The 17,648-nt window shown below is 46.2% G+C and carries 22 protein-coding genes and 1 pseudogene; 3 read left to right on the top strand and 20 right to left on the bottom strand.

Annotated features, from left to right (window positions below; genetic code table 11):
• Position 1: 1 nt before the first annotated feature.
• The 18 genes from ARB69_RS06580 to rplS form a co-directional block, all read right to left on the bottom strand.
• Entirely contained in the window at positions 2-2,236 is a 2,235-nt protein-coding gene (locus ARB69_RS06580; protein ID WP_055152083.1) for a hypothetical protein, read from the bottom strand.
• A gap of 15 nt (positions 2,237-2,251) precedes the next feature.
• Positions 2,252-2,854 carry a Gp15 family bacteriophage protein gene (locus ARB69_RS06575; protein ID WP_050639593.1) on the bottom strand — a complete coding sequence of 201 codons (603 nt, stop codon included), beginning with the start codon at positions 2,852-2,854 and terminating at the stop codon, positions 2,252-2,254.
• On the bottom strand, positions 2,854-3,300 hold the full coding sequence (locus ARB69_RS06570; RefSeq protein ID WP_055152080.1) for a hypothetical protein: 447 nt from the start codon (positions 3,298-3,300) through the stop codon (positions 2,854-2,856). The genes ARB69_RS06575 and ARB69_RS06570 overlap by 1 nt, the downstream gene beginning before the upstream one ends.
• Positions 3,301-3,338: 38 nt before the next feature.
• Entirely contained in the window at positions 3,339-3,836 is a 498-nt protein-coding gene (locus tag ARB69_RS06565) for a phage tail tube protein (RefSeq protein WP_050639591.1), read from the bottom strand.
• Between the two features lie 12 nt (positions 3,837-3,848).
• Positions 3,849-4,238, bottom strand: a complete 390-nt coding sequence (locus tag ARB69_RS06560) for a hypothetical protein (protein WP_050639590.1) — start codon at positions 4,236-4,238, stop codon at positions 3,849-3,851.
• 33 nt (positions 4,239-4,271) lie between these two features.
• Positions 4,272-4,613, bottom strand: a complete 342-nt coding sequence (locus ARB69_RS06555) for a putative minor capsid protein (RefSeq protein ID WP_050639589.1) — start codon at positions 4,611-4,613, stop codon at positions 4,272-4,274.
• Positions 4,597-4,998, bottom strand: a complete 402-nt coding sequence (locus ARB69_RS06550) for a hypothetical protein (protein ID WP_050639588.1) — start codon at positions 4,996-4,998, stop codon at positions 4,597-4,599. Before ARB69_RS06550 ends, ARB69_RS06555 begins: the two co-directional genes overlap by 17 nt.
• 31 nt (positions 4,999-5,029) lie before the next feature.
• Positions 5,030-6,394 carry a phage portal protein gene (locus ARB69_RS06545; RefSeq protein ID WP_055152077.1) on the bottom strand — a complete coding sequence of 455 codons (1,365 nt, stop codon included), beginning with the start codon at positions 6,392-6,394 and terminating at the stop codon, positions 5,030-5,032.
• A 277-nt stretch (positions 6,395-6,671) separates the two neighbouring features.
• Positions 6,672-7,070, bottom strand: coding sequence for an SRPBCC family protein (locus ARB69_RS06540; RefSeq protein ID WP_050639586.1), 399 nt, complete (start codon positions 7,068-7,070; stop codon positions 6,672-6,674).
• Between the two features lie 48 nt (positions 7,071-7,118).
• A complete protein-coding gene (locus ARB69_RS06535; protein ID WP_055152076.1) occupies positions 7,119-8,315 on the bottom strand; it encodes a metallophosphoesterase in 1,197 nt (398 codons plus the stop codon).
• Between the two features lie 14 nt (positions 8,316-8,329).
• The gene (locus ARB69_RS06530; RefSeq protein WP_050639583.1) at positions 8,330-9,220 is read right to left on the bottom strand and encodes a mechanosensitive ion channel family protein; all 891 of its coding nucleotides are present in this window, start codon (positions 9,218-9,220) and stop codon (positions 8,330-8,332) included.
• 12 nt (positions 9,221-9,232) lie between these two features.
• Positions 9,233-10,093, bottom strand: a complete 861-nt coding sequence (gene pgeF, locus ARB69_RS06525) for a peptidoglycan editing factor PgeF (protein WP_050640009.1) — start codon at positions 10,091-10,093, stop codon at positions 9,233-9,235.
• Between the two features lie 14 nt (positions 10,094-10,107).
• Entirely contained in the window at positions 10,108-10,470 is a 363-nt protein-coding gene (locus ARB69_RS06520) for a YraN family protein (protein ID WP_055152073.1), read from the bottom strand.
• A 147-nt stretch (positions 10,471-10,617) separates the two neighbouring features.
• Positions 10,618-11,382 carry a ribonuclease HII gene (locus ARB69_RS06515; RefSeq protein ID WP_050639581.1) on the bottom strand — a complete coding sequence of 255 codons (765 nt, stop codon included), beginning with the start codon at positions 11,380-11,382 and terminating at the stop codon, positions 10,618-10,620.
• Positions 11,375-11,920 carry a signal peptidase I gene (gene lepB, locus ARB69_RS06510; RefSeq protein ID WP_050639580.1) on the bottom strand — a complete coding sequence of 182 codons (546 nt, stop codon included), beginning with the start codon at positions 11,918-11,920 and terminating at the stop codon, positions 11,375-11,377. The genes ARB69_RS06515 and lepB (ARB69_RS06510) overlap by 8 nt, the downstream gene beginning before the upstream one ends.
• A 33-nt stretch (positions 11,921-11,953) precedes the next feature.
• Entirely contained in the window at positions 11,954-12,805 is an 852-nt protein-coding gene (gene ylqF / locus ARB69_RS06505; protein ID WP_050639579.1) for a ribosome biogenesis GTPase YlqF, read from the bottom strand.
• A gap of 13 nt (positions 12,806-12,818) precedes the next feature.
• Positions 12,819-13,487 (bottom strand): signal peptidase I, encoded by a 669-nt coding sequence (gene lepB, locus ARB69_RS06500; RefSeq protein WP_050639578.1) that lies wholly within the window; start codon positions 13,485-13,487, stop codon positions 12,819-12,821.
• A gap of 150 nt (positions 13,488-13,637) precedes the next feature.
• A complete protein-coding gene (rplS, locus tag ARB69_RS06495) occupies positions 13,638-13,985 on the bottom strand; it encodes a 50S ribosomal protein L19 (RefSeq protein ID WP_025656905.1) in 348 nt (115 codons plus the stop codon).
• 448 nt (positions 13,986-14,433) lie between these two features.
• Here rplS and ARB69_RS06490 point away from each other — a divergent pair, with 448 nt between their 5' ends.
• The 3 genes and pseudogenes from ARB69_RS06490 to ARB69_RS28440 all read left to right on the top strand — a co-directional run.
• Positions 14,434-15,147: a CAP domain-containing protein gene (locus ARB69_RS06490; protein WP_055152070.1), complete on the top strand. Its 714-nt coding sequence runs from the start codon at positions 14,434-14,436 to the stop codon at positions 15,145-15,147.
• Between the two features lie 272 nt (positions 15,148-15,419).
• On the top strand, positions 15,420-15,806 hold the full coding sequence (locus ARB69_RS06485) for a hypothetical protein (protein ID WP_055152067.1): 387 nt from the start codon (positions 15,420-15,422) through the stop codon (positions 15,804-15,806).
• 12 nt (positions 15,807-15,818) lie between these two features.
• A pseudogene (locus ARB69_RS28440) lies at positions 15,819-16,103 on the top strand (type II toxin-antitoxin system PemK/MazF family toxin); the annotation flags it as partial.
• A gap of 309 nt (positions 16,104-16,412) precedes the next feature.
• Here ARB69_RS28440 and trmD read toward each other — a convergent pair.
• Positions 16,413-17,105, bottom strand: a complete 693-nt coding sequence (gene trmD / locus ARB69_RS06475; RefSeq protein WP_055152061.1) for a tRNA (guanosine(37)-N1)-methyltransferase TrmD — start codon at positions 17,103-17,105, stop codon at positions 16,413-16,415.
• Entirely contained in the window at positions 17,102-17,608 is a 507-nt protein-coding gene (gene rimM, locus ARB69_RS06470) for a ribosome maturation factor RimM (protein ID WP_055152058.1), read from the bottom strand. The genes trmD and rimM overlap by 4 nt, the downstream gene beginning before the upstream one ends.
• Positions 17,609-17,648: the final 40 nt, after the last annotated feature.

Genomic DNA, 17,648 nt, shown 5'->3' with positions numbered 1-17,648 from the left:
CTTACATCTCCTCCCAACTTAGCTGTTCGCCCATCCACCAGGCTATTGCCCTGGCAGCTTCCCGGCCTTCTATGTTCACCGGAACCTCTATTCTGACCGGAGGCCCCGCTTTACTGGAAATGTTTACATCCACGGCATGCAATGCTGCCTCCATGGCCGGCATTCCGCTTACATTTAACTCCGTTGCAGCCAGCATTTTTTCTATCCCTGCCAGGCCGCCTAGCTGATGCAGCTTTTTGTTTTCTTCTGCGGTCAGCACTGCCTCTCCCCTGTGTAATAATGCCGGAAAATCATCCGATGGGACATAATCCATACCCACACGCAGTCTTGACAGTGTTGGAAGACTGAATGACTTTCCTCCTACCAGTGGTATCCCGTCTGGTATTTTGATACTACCAAATTTACTAGACAGGCTATTCCAGCCATCGACAATGGCATTTATTGGTGTCTTGAATATATCTGCAAACGCACCAACAATATTTGAGAATATATTTTTTATATTCTCCCATGCCCCCTGCCAGTTACCTGTAAACACATTCTTTATGAAATCAATCAGCCCGTTGAAAATTCCTTTTACGTGGTCTGCCAGGGACAACATATTATCAGAAAAAATCATAGAAAAAATATTTTTAATATTTTCCCAGGCTCCCTGCCAATTGAGTGTAAATACATTTACAATAAACTCTCCTAGTTCTTTTAATGCGGCAGTGATTACCGCTAAATCCTCCTTAACTATAGCCATAATTACATCGAATACAAACTCAAATAATGGCATTAAGAAGGATTCCAGCAATTCCATAAGCGGCTTTAGTGCCGTATCTATCAGCACGATAAACGTATCTATCAGCGGCTTTAATGCCTCTCCCGCCAAAGCGAAGATAGGTTCCAGAAGCTCGCCAAATATTGTAATCAAAGGGGCAAGCACCTCCTGCACCAACGGCAGAACAGATTCAACCAACTCCATCATCAACGGAAGCAGCGCCTCCCCCAGAGGTATCATCAGCAGTTCAACACTCCGCTGCAGTTCTCCGAACATGGATCCCAGATCGTCGGAATTCATTTCTTTCATCTGCCCCATCGCATCGGACGTACCATAAACACCATCCTGTATTTCCGTCAGCTGTGCCACCGCTTCCGGCCCCAGTTCTTCCCACATGCTGCCGAATAACTCCATTCCCGCAGCATTCTGTTCCATCGGGTCTTCCATCCCGGCCAGGGCTTCCATGGTTTCTTCAAAGGCTTCCTTTGCGCTTTCTCCTCCGGCTGCAAATTTTTCCGTCATCTCGTCGGCGTTCAGCCCGATTGTCTCAAAGCTCTTCCTGGTCTCCTCTGAGCCCTCCAGTACACGGCTTGAAAATTCCCCCATGGCTTGACTAATGCTCTCCACACTCCAGGCCCCCGAGTCTGCACCTTTCTGGAATATGTTGAACATGTCATCCGCATCCAGTCCAATGCCTGAAAAACTTTCCGAATACTTGGATATACTTTCCAGCAGTTTTCCGGAAGAATTCAGATTTCCCTCATATCCGGCAGCAAGCAGATTCATCGCCTCTTCGCCCGATGTTCCGAACTGATCCATCATTACTTTGGCTGCCTTTGTGGTATCCTTAATCTCCAGTGCCCCGTTCGATACATCTTTCAACGTAAATGCCGATTCTGTGATACTCTGCAGGCTTACATCATCCATATCTCCCATGTTTGTTGTAACCTGTGCCATCGCATTTGCAATCTCATCAAAGCTCTGTCCATAATTATTGGCATATATATCTTCCAGGACACCCTGATACCGGTCCATTTCCTCGCTGCTCTTACCGGTTTGGATCATAAATCCATTCATCGCGCCGCGCATATCGTCTGCTGAGCCTAAAACAACTGCACCTACATCCAAAAAAGCGGATCCCATGTCGAATGCTAACTTTGCTGTACCGGTCATCCCCTCACTGAGACCGGCTATGCTTTTAAAAATAGGAGAAATACTGCCTGCGGCATCATCAAGAGAACTTTTTATCATTTTTCCTGTATTTTCTTTCAGGATAGTCTTAGGATCTTTCTTTTTTTCCTCGGTTTTCTTGTCAGCCTCGGCCATTTCTATGTAGTCTACATCAATAATGTCATCCTCTACATCAATTACTATATCCGGGGGTTTATATTCCACAATCTGATTCGGAAGTTTGTATTCAGCAATCTGATTCGATGGTTTCCATGGCACGATCTGCGCGTTTTCATCTACTGCCATATTTCTCACCTCCTTTTATTGTTTTGCCATACCCTCCAGTGCGGCGAAGAGTGCATCCAGCCCCCTCTGCCCTCCGTTTCCGCGCACTGGCAGAGCATAATAAGATTTCAGCTCCGAGAGTTCCTGGATTTGCTTCTGGTTCTTTCCATTGAACGGCGGCATCTCCATACTCCGGATCTTCATTACCCTTTTTATTTTTGTATCATCCGACAGGCCATCAAACAGAGCAATGAATTTACGCCACGATAGTTGTCCCTGCATGTCGATCAAATCCAACCCGTAATCCTGCATAAAGGAGGCGTAAATATACTCCCCGTCCTCCTCAAAATCCAGAATCGGAACCGGATTCTTCCTGATTTCAGGGCGTCTCTTCATGCTGATGCAGCGATTATAAATTTCGTTCAGAAGCTCTGCTTTTTCGTTAGCAGAAAACAGTTTCAGGTTCCACTCATTTTTCACAAGCATCTTAAGAGCAGTATCCAGTTTCTCCCACTCTGTCAGTTTTTCTTCACGAAAGAGCTGCTGTACCTCCAGCACAACATCAAAAGCAGGGATCACAAAGACAGCGGCCTTATCGGTAGGTATCCGGGTAGCGGGAATATCAGTCAGAAATCCCATCAGCCCACCTTCTTTTTTGAGAACCGCTTTTTCTTCCGGCTGTATTTCTCCAGTGCGTTCTTCCGGTTCTCCCGGGCCAGCTCTCTTACCTTGGATACAACAATCTCGGTAATAAACGGCATCACTTCTGTTAGAATCTGGTTATAACGACTGCCGTAAAATTCGTAAATTATTTTTGTATTCCCGGCTCCGAATACGGACTCAATCATCGCCATTACCGCGTCGCCTAATTTTGTGTAAGCTTCTGTCAGGGATTCAGGGCTGGTGATATCAATTCCCTGTGCTTCGGCTCTAATACGCAGCAGCTCTACATACTTTTTACTCAGATTTTCCGCCACTTCATCCGGATCCAAATCCACATTCAGTGTATGAACAATGCTGCCTGCCTCGTCGACAAGCTCCAACTGTTCTATATAATGCTGGTTTCTTTTTGCCTGATATGCCATATCTTCTTCCTCCAAAAAAAGGAAGGCTTTACGCCTTCCTAAGCCTCCGTTTTTCCAATCACCGGTTTTCCATTTCCATGGATGGTGACAGTCAGCGCGTTCGGCTGATTGGAGTCCCCATAGCCCGGTGTAATGTTAGCCAGTGTTACAGGCCAGATAATCACATCGGAACCCTTCTGTAGTTTCAGGTGTGTCTTTCTGGCGCTTCCCAGCTCATACATTACTGCGTCGCTGAGAATATAGTCGCACGCAGGATCTCCCGGTTTTACATCGCCGGTCAGGGTCAGGGTCAGCTGTGCTCCCGTTACTTCTGTGCTGCCCCAGCCCTTATCTTTGTAATAGCTGGTCTGATAGAGTACTTCGTTCAGGGTCTGCGTCATATTCTTTGTCAGGGCTGCCAGAGACTCCCATTTTGCAGTCTCAGCATCCGGCGTTGTGTTGATAAATGCTTCTGTCTCATAGTTAATCTCTGGTGTAACTGTGTTTACCGGAAGTCCCGGTTCTGCAAATAACTGCATGTCATATTTTTCCATCATAATCTTTTCCTTTCAAAAATAAATTTTACAATTTAAAAGGCAGGAATAACGGTATGTTCCGTCTTCGTCCCTGCCTGTTTTACTAGGTTCCTCAACAACAGCTGTATCCAGCCAGGCGAATGTTTCACCATGGGGATATATTTTCAGCCGCTGCAGATAATCGCATATACTGCAGAGCCAGTCCATACACTGTTTCTGGCTCTTATGCCTGCTCATGAACATTGCCGGGATGACTTTGATCATCTGTTTATTATAGTAAACCGTATCCGTGGATCCCTGCCCCAATTCCACATATATGCCTTCATTTGCTCCCAGCTCCTTTAAGGATATCTCTGTACCCAGGCTGCAGTTTGCCTCTACTGTATTCAGCAATACATCCAAAAACTCTGTTTGCGGTGCCATTTTTTTGCCTCCTTCTCATTCATACCCGGAAGTTCAGGCATGTTTCATCAGTTCTATTTCATAATGGTGCAGGCGCTTTTCATCGTACATCGCCTCTACAGACCGGATCTTAAGTTTCTGTCCATTGAAAAAGATTACATCATCAACGGCAAATTTTATATCTTTTGGGAGACTGTTTTTACAATCATAAAATAAAGTGGCGGCCGACTGGATTTCCGCATTATTCTTATCGCGCACCATCTCCTCTGACGGTTCTATGCGCACGAATTGCAGATCCTGCTGGTTGGAAATCGCTGCCTCCGCCCAGCGTCCGGCGCTATCTTCCCTGGCATATAAAGCTGTATGGATGAGCAGTCTCTTAGGAATCGGACGCATGACTGCCACCTCCCCGGTATAGCAGCCCTGTGGCTGCTAAAATGCGCATCGCGCGGGGTGCATAAACCGCCGGCTGGCTTCTGCTGTCCTTCTCCCGGCCGCTGCTATATTTGAATTTCCCAAGCCGTGCGCTCTGCAGTTCAAATCCATGATCCAGTTCAGGTCCGCCATTGGCATCCAGATACTCAATCTGGGCGCAGACTGCCTTCTTTACAAGCTGCTGTATATGATCCGGCATAACCAGCATTGCCTCTGAAGTCAGACGGTACATGGTTATCTCTTCGACGATCTCCCCTGCCCGTTCGCAGAGGGCCTGGAATTCCGCATGCTCGACCGGCTCACCATGAAAAACTTCATGATAATATTGCTCTGTCACATATGGCATATTACCGCTCCTCCTTCCTTACTCGTGTACTTCATATAAGTACCTCCTTTTGTGGATTCGCAGCAATCAAAGCCAGTTCCTGCTCTGCCTCTTCCTTCGAGCACTTCATGATCTCACGAATCGCGGTCTGCTTTGACCTTAATCCCGCCTGTACCAGCCTGATATTTCTGTCAACGACTGTATCGGGATCCTCTAATACTGAATCATCAAAGTAAACCTGAACCTCAATCTCATCCGTGGCATTTTCTAAAAAGTGCAGACACTTGACCATTGCCCTAACGGCCATTTTTATGGGAATCCTATGTTTCTGCAGATTACGGTATAAATCTGTTTTATCCGCTATACTCCCCCTGTCCGCTTTTACCCTGCCGTCCTTTAATCTGTACCATCCGGCCCCCATGCCGCACTTCAGCGATAAAAGTTCCAGACATTTCTGAAGCCCCTGCTCGTGCTCGGTAATACGGATGTTCATATCCTGCTCTGTCAGCTTCAGGTCTCGTTCCTGCTCTCCCGGCATGGTAAAATAAACTGCGGCATTAGGGTCAAATACAGGCATTGCGCCCCCTTCGTTTTGTGTCTGCATCATCCTGGCGGCAGAATAGGGAACGAGAAGCCTTTTCCTACCCAAAATATACTCATTCATGTAACTGTCATAGATCAGGTCACAGCCTTCAATCAGGTCAATTGCATCCGCATAAACAGAACTTCCCATCGGGCTGTCAGGCTCCTGGGTGTTTACTATATTTGGAGTAGTAATTTGAAACATCGGCATATTGCACCCTGTCGGAACGACTTCCTGCATACCTGTCGGAAGTTCGGCTGTTTCCCCGGTCACTGCATCCAGGTATTTATTCTCTATGTAGTAAAGACTGCTGTTTTCTCCGATTCCCGGCATCCCCTTCCTGTGAATCTGAAGATAAATGTAATCATTCCCATTTACAGTCCTGACTGAACCAAATGCACATTCTGTAATTTCTCCTCCATTCCAGGTAATCGGGCAGATCATATCGCCCCGAATGCAATCAAGCCGTATGTTTCCATCCGGATCCCGATACTCTGTAAATGCTCCTGTACCAAGTGCGAAGGACGTTTCTAACATGCGTTTTGCTCTGACTGTAAAGTGATTTTCTTCCAAAATCTGATTCAGCCGGCTGTCAAAACTCCCTGCCGTTACAGAGATCCCTTCATTCATCAGCAGATCTGCCCAGTCCTCACAGACTTTTTTTGCCAGCCCCAGCCTGCGGTATTTCAGCATACTCTCTGCAGCCCCTTCCGAAACCACAGGTCCGCCGGCATTCTGATACCAGGTAAGCCATTCGCCTATCTTGTCATACATCGAATCGCTGACAGTTCTGTAGGATGTTTGTGTTTGTAAATAATTTTGTATAACTCTCATTTTTCACCTCTCATTCTGCAATGTACAGGATATAAAATATCTGGTAATTTCTCGTTTATTAAATTGATGCTGGATTTTATCCACAAAAAAAGCACCCTGTTTCAGGATACTTGTTTGGCGGATTACATCGCGGCATATTTGAAAGGTCATGACTAAAAGCCCCCTAGGATCATAAAAATCGGCGCCGTATCAAAGGAGACATGTTAATGAGAAATACCTCGAACAATTCCTTGAACTGTTCTATAATTATAATAGCATATTGCTTTTGTTAATTGTGTTAGAGAGTGGAGACTGCCTTTTCAAGATCCGCAGCATAAGCAGACTGCTGTTTTTTCAGGTACGACTTGACAAAAGGCTTCATCATGAGTTTTTTGGCCGTGACATTTTCTGTGAAATCGATGGTGGTTATTCCGTTCGCGTACGTAAAAATGCCAATCCAGTGCCCGCTCATGTTGTCATTATCCATATCAAACTCCCATCGCCGGCAAGGCTCTGTATTTGTAATTGTAAAGGTTGTGGCATATCCCTCTTTTGTATATTCAATAAATCTGTTTTCGTCGATCACTTCTATCCTGTCCAGATCACTTCTCCATGAATAATTATCAAGTGAAGTTACGATATTCCATACTTTCTGGATCTCACATTGGAACGTTGCTTTCATATTTGAAATAGCCATGTTTGTTCTCCCTGTATTATTAACATTATAATTTCTGATCCATGCCCCTCATCCGTTAAACTCAACTCTCACCGTACAAATCTCCGCCTTAGTCCCTACTCTCATATAAGGCCCGAACACGCCGACTCCCGAGGTCACTATATTATGCATCTGCCCTTTCTCCAGATAACCATAAGGATTTTCCCACATCAGGCCGATTGTCAGATTACCAGGAAATGTCTGCCCATTATGCGTATGTCCGCACAGATCCATATCCACTCCCGCGCCGGCAAGCGCATCCAGTTCAGCCGGTTCATGGTCGATCACGATAATCGGCAGGCGCTTGTCCATGTCCGCCGTGATTTCTTCCGGAGTCTTCCGCTCTCTAATCCCCCTGCCGGGCCGGTGCAGATCCGGCCGCCCGTACAGATAAAAGCTGTCATCCACCAGCAGGCCCTCATCCTGCAGAAGTGTGATCCCCGCCTTTTCCAAAAAGGCATCCATACGGACATCACTTTCCTTCTTATCCCTCTTTCCTCCAAATGTAAAGCCAGCCAGAATCTTCTCCTCTATATCATGGTTTCCATAACATGCATAGGTTCCGTACCGGCTCCGAATCCCTTTTAAGATAGATATTAGGCGTTCAGGATCGTCCAGCGCCTCATACTCATTATCAAAAATATCCCCTGCAAGCACTACGATATCGGGTCTCTGCTCATTAATCCTGTCCACCATCTTCTCAATCTGGCTACAGCCCACATTGTACCCCATATGCAAATCCGCTGCCAGCACAATCCTGAGCTCTTTCAGCCTTCCCGCATCTTTATTCACCGTAATATCATAATCCGTAGCCCGCACAATCCTGGCATTTACCGCTCCCGTTATACACAGAACAGCCGCCGCTGTAATACAAACAGCGCCGGTCACAGCAAGCCGCTTTCTGCCGGCCTCCTCAGACCCGGATAACCGCCCGAACCGCCGCAGGATCAGCCGGATCGCATCCGCCGCGCCAATCACAGGCAAGGAGTAAAGCATTACCCCCAGCCAGTAATTTCCGGTCAGCTTCAGCAGACGTCCCAGCTCCCCCGGCGGAAACAGAAATCCGGTCAGTACTGCCGTCGACAAAATGATATATACTGCGATTATAGCAGCCCGCACGCTTTTTCTGCCAAAATGGCTGCTGCAGGTCTTCATCCACCGCAGCAGCCATCTAAGCATATAAACATTCAGCAAAATATAAACAGGTGATAAAAAAACTGCCAGCATTTAGTCCAGCTCCTTTACTTTTCTTCCCCGTACATATGCACCGTCAGCTGATTATATGGTATCTCAATTCCTTCCCTGTCAAAAGTCAGCTTAATCTCTTCCAAAAGCCGCCATTTCGTGGGCCAGAACTCATCTGTTTTTACCCACGCTCGCAGGCCCAGAATCACCGCGCTGTCCGCCAGAGAATCCACAAACACCTTGATATCCTCATCCTGCATAATCGCGTCATCCTTTGTCAGCAGCTCCTCCAGCAGCGCTTTCGCCTTTTTCAGATCGGCATGATAGGCGATCCCCACTTTCAGGTCCAGCTGACGCTCCGGCCTGGCGGTAACATTTGTCAGGCTGCTGTTCGCAAGCGTACCGTTTGGAATCACAATCGTCTTATTATCAACGGTAGACAGCTTTGTATAAAATATCTGAATCTCCTTTACGGTTCCCTCGTTTTTCCCTGTGTCCTCTATTATATAATCTCCTACCACAAAGGGCTTCAGCAAAAGGATCAGCACGCCTCCCGCAAAGTTGGATAAACTGCCCTGCAGCGCCAGGCCGATTGCGACACCGGCAGAAGCAATCAGTGCCGCTACAGAAGACGATTCCACGCCCAGCTTTGTAGCAATCGTAAAAATCAGCAGCGCATATAAACTGAATTTTAACAGAGAATCTACAAACTGGATGACGCCCTGGTCGGCGCTGGTGCGCTGCAGCGAATGCTTCACAATCCTTTGGATCCATCGAATTACCACACGCCCTGCCAGAAAGAATACAAATGCAAGAACGACTCTTATCCCAAATCCGATCAGCGCCGGAAGATGTTCCTGAAAATACTCGGCCACACGGTTCACTTCCCCTGTCACCTCTGCCGCCACTTCCTCCGCCGATTTCAAATCAGATGCTGCTAATATCATATTCAAGCCTCCTTATTCTGTCTTTTCCCTCAGGGCCAGAAAAGCACACAGGTTTCCCCGCTTATCTCCTGCCGTTCTGTGGGAATATAAGATTTCACTGTTGCAGTGTGTACACAGATTTGTCACCGCAATATGTTCCTGTTTTATCCCCGCCTCAAGAAAGACCAGCTCATTTGCCCTCCAGAGATTCAGCTGATATCTGCCGTTTTCTTTCCTGTAAAATAACTCTCCCCAGAATTCCTCTTTATAATGCAGTTTAAACTGTTCAATCACATCTTCGCTTACTTCATAACATTCCTGGCAAATCGACGGCCCTACCGCCGCCAGGATATCCGAAGGGTTGGAGCCATACTGTTCCTCCATCAGTTCTACCGTCACTTTGCCAATCTTGGATACAGTTCCTCTCCACCCTGAGTGGCTTAAGCCCACCGCCTTTCTCACCGGGTCCACAAAGTACAGCGGCACGCAGTCCGCAAAAAACGTAACCAGACATATACCGGGAACGTTTGTCACAAGCCCATCCACATCCGTATAACTTCTCTCCCGGGTTATCCCCATTCCGCGGTCTGCTTCCGTAACCACGCGGACATTTGCGGTATGAGTCTGCTGGGTGAATACCATGTTTTCACATTTTATCCCCATAGCTTCCCCAATCCTCCTGAAGTTTTCCCTCACAGATTCTTCTTTATCCCCTCTGGTAAAGCTCAAATTCAGCGAAGAATAGCACCCCTCACTGACGCCCCCCAGTCTGGTTGAAAATCCATGATGCACGATCCCCGTATTTTGAAACAACGGATATTCCAAATATGGAGTATCCGTCTCTATCTCTTGAAAAATCTTTTTCTGATCTTTATACTGCAGTCCTAAGCTCATATACTCCCTTTCTGTCATCCGCAAAAAGCATTCCGGATATGTGTAATCCTACCTCTTTCAATCCCGATCACATCAAACCTGCACGGTATCTCCGTAAGGCCATGCACCATCAGATAATGTGAGGCACAGCGGTAAATCACCCTCTGCTTCTTTGAGCCTACCGCCTCCAGAGGGCTGCCCTTCCCTGAATCCCGACGGTATTTCACCTCACAGAATACGAGATATTCCCCGTCTCTTGCGATCAGATCGATCTCTCCGATGCGGCAGCGGTAATTATATTCCAGAACTACATATCCCTGCTGCTCCAGATAGTATCCGACCGCCTTTTCATAGTCCGTGCCGGTTCTCCGGTTATTCTGCTTTTCTGCATATTTCATATTCTGTTACTACTGCAATTTCACGTTACTTTTCACGGCCTATGGGCCGTGCATAGTAACGATTCCACACCCTATTGCCAACACCTGCCATACCGTCTGTATTTGCGGTATGGCATTTCATCCTGTACCCAGAAAACACCACAAATCTTATTCTGAAACAAAGTTTTTTATAAAAGATACCCGATGAATCGGTGTCGGTCCCAATTTTTTCAAAGCCTCGATATGAGCAGCAGAGCCATATCCCTTATTCTCTGCGAACCCGTAACCGGGCAGGATCTTGTCATATTCTGCCATCAGCCGGTCTCTGGTCACTTTGGCGATGATACTTGCCGCGGCGATTGAAACGCTTTTGGCATCCCCCTTGATGATCGGTACCTGGGGAAGCGTGATTCCCGGTATGGTAACCGCATCATTCAAAAGAAGCGTGGGAGCCGTTTTCAGCTCCTGCACTGCTATGCGCATGGCTTCGTATGTAGCCTGGAGTATATTGATTTTATCAATGGTTGCGGGGCTGGCCATCCCGATCCCTGTGGCTACCGCTTTATCCAGAATCTCGTCGTAAAGCTCTTCTCTCTTTTTCGCTGAGAGCTTTTTAGAATCGTTGATATATAAGATTTCACAATCTTTGGGAAGGATCACTGCTCCCGCTACTACCGGGCCTGCCAGAGGTCCTCTGCCCACCTCGTCAATGCCGCAGATAAATGTATGTTCCTGATACTTCTTTTCATAGCATCTCATCTGCTCCAGACGGAATCGTTCTTCCTTCAGCTTTGCTTCCTGTTTTTTATACCTGGCAATCAGATTCTGTACCCCGCTGCGGGAATCCCCCTCATATTTTTCGTATAGTACCGATAATTCACGGGGCTCTGCCTGTTCAAACTCTAATTTAATACTGCGGATACTGTTACTCATGTTTGATCACCCCGAACCTGTCTAATGGCCATATGCGAATCCAGGCCCTTCCCAGCAGGTCTTTTCTATGCAGGACTCCTACACTGGCGTCACGGCTGTCCGCGCTGTGGTTCCGGTTATCTCCCAGTACAAAATACTCATCTTCTCCCAAAGTGATCGGATTCTCCGCAATCCCCGGATCCTGCATCTCTTCATTTCCATAGTGTTCATCAAGTTCTTCCCCGTCAACATACACACGGCCTCCCATCACCTGCACAGTCTCTCCCGGCAGTCCGATAATCCGTTTTATATAGTATGTATCCTCCTCATACTGATAAGGGAATACGATGATTTCATATCTCTTTGGTTCTCGAAAACGGAATGAGATCTTATCCACAATCAGATTATCTCCGTCCGACAGTGTCGTCTCCATAGAAGAGCCGCTGACACGTGTGCGCTGACCAACAAATGTAATAATCACATAGGTCAGCCCAACAATAATCAATATATACACGATCCAGCCAAGCAGTTCTCTTATGATGCTTCTTTCCTGGTCCATATCTTAACCTTCTTTCTGGCGTCTCTTTCTATATTATGCATAATCCTGAGGAAATTCAAGTGTTATTTTTCCCAGCCTGCCATTGCGGAAATCGTCCATCATAAGACGGGCGGCTTTTTCCGTGTCCAGCTCGCTTCCCTTTACCAGACAGTGCCTGCTCTCCGCGATATTTCTAAGGCAGGCAAAATGATCTTCCGATTCCTCTATCTGATATTTTTCCTCCAGAATTCCGGGATAGGACTGCTTCAAAAATCCAATTAATTCCATAGCCAGTTCCTCTGTATTCAGTATCTCATCCTTTATAGATCCGATAAATGCCAGCCGAAGTCCCACGGTCTGATCCTCAAATTTGGGCCAGAGTATTCCCGGAGTATCCAGAAGCTCCACATTTTTATTGAGCCTGATCCACTGCTTTCCCTTTGTTACGCCGGGTTTATTGCCGGTCTTTGTACAGGCCTTCCCTGCAAGTGCATTAATAAACGTAGATTTTCCAACATTCGGAATCCCCACTACCATTGCCCGGACGGGACGGTTCAGTATTCCCCGTTTCCTGTCTCTTTCTATCTTCTCTTTGCAGGCCTCCTGGATTACGCCCTGTATGGACTTAATCCCTCCGCCTTTTTTGGAATTCACCTTTACTACGGAATATCCTTTTTCCTTAAAATATTCTGCCCACGCATCATTCCACTTGTCCTCTGCTAAATCCGATTTGTTCAGCAGTATCAGCCTGGCCTTGTTCTTTCCCAGATCATCGATCTCGGGATTTCTGCTGCTCACCGGAATTCTGGCGTCCACCAGCTCAATGACAAGGTCTATCAGCTTTATATTTTCCTGCATCATGCGTTTTGCCTTGGTCATATGACCCGGGTACCACTGAAAATGCATCTGTACTCCTCCTCTATCTCCTGACAAAGCCAAAATCCGGGCCCGGACTGGCCACGAACCAGACCTTCCCAAAGATTTCGCTTCGTTTTACATTACCGATGTCTGCCATCCGGCTGTCATCGCTGCCGGCATGGTTATCGCCCATCACAAAATATTCATCCCCGCCCAACTGCAGCGGCTCATCGGCGATTCCTGCCTCCTCTATATCCTCCGCAAAAATATGCTGTGTCACTTCTTCTTCATTAATAAAGACTTTTCCGTCTTTAATCTGCACGGTTTCCCCCGGAAGTCCGACAATCCTTTTAATAGAATAATGAGTATTTTCGTTTCCGTTTGGCTTAAACGCAACAATATCGCCGCGTTTTGGTTTGCTTGCATTATAAACAAGCCTGTTTACCAGAACAACATCTCCATTCTTCAAAACAGGCTTCATGGAGTCCCCTGCATTGCTGACCCGCTGTCCAAAAAACCAGACGAGCATAAAAGCTATGGCGCAGACAATGATAATCTGCACGATCCAGTTCGCAATCTCTCCCCTGTTCTGCTTCTGTGCCTGGGTCTTTTCTCTCCGGAATCGGAGTTCCGGCCTGCCGGTGTCAAACTTCAGCTCTTGTTTCTTTTTCCGCCTGCGCTTCTGATTCGCCCGTCCCCGGCGCTTTTTCCGAAAGTTTAAATCCCGCATATTCTTCCCCTATAAACTGCCAAAACTGGTACTGTTCAAAGGCGAGCCTGTAAACAGCAACCCGAAACTGTCTGCAGTAAAATTCACTGAATATCTTCATGATATATAAAAGGGACAATATACATGTTGTACTTGTCCCTCTCATAGTTACTATTTTACTAATTCTTTTACCTTTGCTCTCTTACCAACGCGGTCTCTCAAGTAGTTCAGTTTCGCTCTTCTTACTTTACCTTTACGTACAACTTCTACTTTTTCAACGTTTGGTGAGTGTAACGGCCAAGTCTTTTCAACGCCGATTCCGTTGGAATTCTTTCTTACTGTGAAAGTAGCTCTTGTGCTTCCCCCCTGTTTCTTCAGGACTGTTCCCTCAAAAACCTGGATTCTTTCACGGTTACCCTCTTTAATCTTGGCATATACTTTAACGGTATCACCTACATTAAACTCCGGTACATTCTCTTTTAACTGCTCTGCTTCAATACTCTTAATAATATCGTTCATTGTGTGACCTCCTTAATATTTAGACGTTCTTAATGCCTGCTTACATGTTCCTATCAGTATTCCTGTCACACAGCACACACGATTCCGTGCAGATGCTCTGCAATAAAATATCCGATACCAGCAAGTCTGTTATTGCATCAGAGGACCATCGCTTTTCATTTCACAACTGTTGTATTTTACCATACTTTCCTATAAGTTTCAAGCCTTTTTTCGTCTCTTTTCCACGTTACTCGTAACAGTTCAGGCAAGCCTGAACTGTTATCGCTGCTCAGCCTATCTGGGGGCTTTTGCCCAATTATACCTTCTTGCGGCAGCAAATTAAATATAGTTTACCATAGAAACTGCCGTCATTCCAGATGTTACCTGTATATTTCTTCTTTTTTTCATGATACGATCATTCCGTAATATTTTTGTAACAATTAAACAACATTTTAGGAGGTACATATTCATGAAACATAAGATATTACCGGCTCTGCTCACTGCAGCAGCCATAGGAACAGCAGGATTCTCGCCCCTCACAGTACAGGCGGTATCTATTGAAGAAACCAGACAGGTGCTTCAATCCAAAGGGATCTATATTGCAGGCCCTCTGAGCAGCACAGAGGAACTCAAACAAAAACTTGAAGCACTCGGCTATGACTGCACCATCCCGGACTGGCTTGACTGCATCATTCCGGGACAGCCGGAGAATCCGGATCTCCCGGACGGAAACCAGCCTGGTACCCCAGAGCTTCCGGACAATAATCAACCGGAAACTCCCGAGCAGCCGGATGTTGACGAGAGCGATAACGCATTCATCCAGCAGGTCGTAACTCTGGTAAACCAGGAACGCGCCAAAGCCGGTCTTTCCCCTGTCAAAGCAGACGTGTCTGTACAGGCAGCCGCTCAGGTCCGTGCGAAAGAAATCGAGACCTCATTTTCACACACACGCCCGGACGGCAGTTCCTTCAGCACTGCATTAACACAGCAGGGCGTCACCTACCGAGGTTCCGGCGAGAACATTGCCTGGGGACAGAAAACTCCTGAGCAGGTTATGAACGGCTGGATGAACAGTGACGGACACAGAGCCAATATTCTCAATAAGAATTACACCACAATAGGGGTAGGGCTCTATCAGAACGCCTCCGGAACTAACTACTGGACCCAGTTGTTTACCTATTAAACTCAGATTCAGTAAAACTCTGCCAATATTAAGGAATGGGATATCTGAGGAAGCATCACGAAATGCGCACAGATATCCCTCTTTAAATAACCTGCAAAATGTTTGCCCGCAGTTTGTCCTGAAGGTGCACTAACAGAATACTCGTCTAGACCTTATTTAAGAAACCCTTCCTCCAATTCATCACTTTTAGTTTGTTAGTTTGATTCTTTCTCCTGTTGTACTATGCCAGAAAATCTGCTAAAATAAAATCATAATTCCAAAAGGAGAAATCTATGAAGCATACAGCAACACTGGAAGATGCAAGCCACTCTTTTGATGAAGCCGTTTACACATTGCGGAAACATTTTACTCATACAAATCACACCGAACCAGAACAGATTAAATTAGCAAATGAATACTATAAATGGACATCCCTAAAAACTAATTTAATTATGAATGAAAAGTCTTTTCAAATCCCTCCCTCTGCCTTGCCTAATACCATCAAACCATCTTCTTTTCAGTGGCTCCTCCCTGAAAAGCAAGCTGTCGTAACCAAGTATTATCAATACAATAAAGACACCGGTAAATACGTTATTTCCGTCAAAAAAAGCGCTATTCCAAATGATGCTATAGAACTAATTTCCCGTTCTTTGGTTTTAATACGTAAAGCTGTTGTATGAGTAGATTTTGGATATAACATCGGCAGTGAATTTGGCGGCAGACATCCTGCCATTATATTAAAAAACCTCAAGGATTCCCTGGTTGTTATACCGCTTTCCTCTCAAGAGCCTAAAAGTATGGACTATAATGTAAAAGTGGACAAAGTATACGGATATCCTTTGATGGACAGGTGGGCTAATGTGACACGTATTACACAGGTAAGCTTATCCAGAGTACATTACCAAAAGATTGGTGATGTGAAGCCAGCCATTTTGAATGAAATCAGTAAGAAAATGAAAACTTGTGGTATAGCTTAAAACCTAGTACATATGCTAATATAGATTACAAAATAGTTTGACATATCTACTGCTTTATGCTAGTATGATGTTGTAAACGTAGGAGAAATCCTAGTAATTTTGTAACCGAGAGATCGTCATTTATGGCGATCTCTTTTTATATAATAGGAATGTGCAGTGCACTTTCCTATTATATAACCCCCTCCGGGGGATGCCGCAATAAGATATATAGCCATAAGGCGCACTGCGGCATTGCCAAAGTATGCAAGCCCCTCACTCTTGAGGGGCTTGCATACTTTGTTCTTCCATACTATTAAAGGAAATGGCTCTTTACACCCCGCCCCTCTTCTCCAGCAGATCCGGCCGCCGTTCCCTGGTTCTCAATACAGCCTGTTCCCGCCGCCACTTTTCAATATTTGCATGATGCCCGGAAAGCAGCACCTCCGGCACTTTTTTTCCATGCCATTCCTCCGGCCTGGAATACTGCGGATATTCCAGCAGGTTATCCTGAAAGGATTCAAATTCCGCCGACACGTCATTGTGCAGAACACCCGGAACCAGCCGTGATATCGCATCCACCATGACCATAGCGGGAAGTTCTCCCCCTGTAAGCACATAATCCCCAATGGAGACATAATCCGTCACAATCTCTTCCAGCACCCTCTCGTCGATCCCCTCGTAATGCCCGCAAAGAAGCACCAGTTCACTTTCCTGCGCCAGTTCCTCCGCCATCTTTTGAGTAAAAGTCTTTCCCTGCGGTGAAAGATACACCACCCTGGGCTGTTTCTCCAGCCTCCCGGCGATCGATTGGTACGCCTGATACACCGGCTCCGCCTGCATCAGCATGCCGGCCCCTCCACCGTAAGGATAATCATCCACGCTCTGGTGTTTATTAAATGCATAATCCCGGATATTTACGGCCTCAATTGACAGCAGGCCGTTATTCACAGCCCGCCCTATTATGCTTGTATTCAACCCGTCCATCACCATTTCCGGGAATAAAGTCAGTATATGAAAATTCATGATATAAGTCCCTCCAGCAGATGCACCTTCATCGTCTGTTCCTCCACATTCACATCCAGTATACAGTCGTGAATCGCCGGGATCAGCACCTCTCCATGTTCCGGTGACTCTATCACATAGACTTCGTTCGCTCCGGTCTCGATCACATCCTTCAGCACGCCGAACTCACCGTCCTCTGTGTACACCTTCATACCGATCAGATCCGCGATATAGTACTCGTCCTCCTCCAGGCTGACCGCATCCTCCCGGGACACCAGCAGGCTTTTTCCTTTATATTTTTCTACATCATTTATATCATCAATTCCCTTAAACTTTACAATGACGAACTGCTTAAAAAACTTTACGCCCTGTATCTCCATGAGAATGTGTTCTTTTCCCGTATCAAGTATCACCTGTTTTAAACTTTTAAATCTAGCCGCATCGTCCGTCGTCGGGAACACCTTGACTTCCCCGCGGATTCCATGAGTAGAGGAAATCACCCCTACCTGTAAGAACTGTTCCATATTCTTCTCCTGTATCTGTTTTCTTAATTTAACGTCACAT

This window comes from Faecalicatena contorta (assembly GCF_001404335.1).
Lineage (GTDB): Bacteria > Bacillota > Clostridia > Lachnospirales > Lachnospiraceae > Faecalicatena > Faecalicatena contortus_B.
This window is presented reverse-complemented; position numbering and strand designations above follow the sequence as displayed.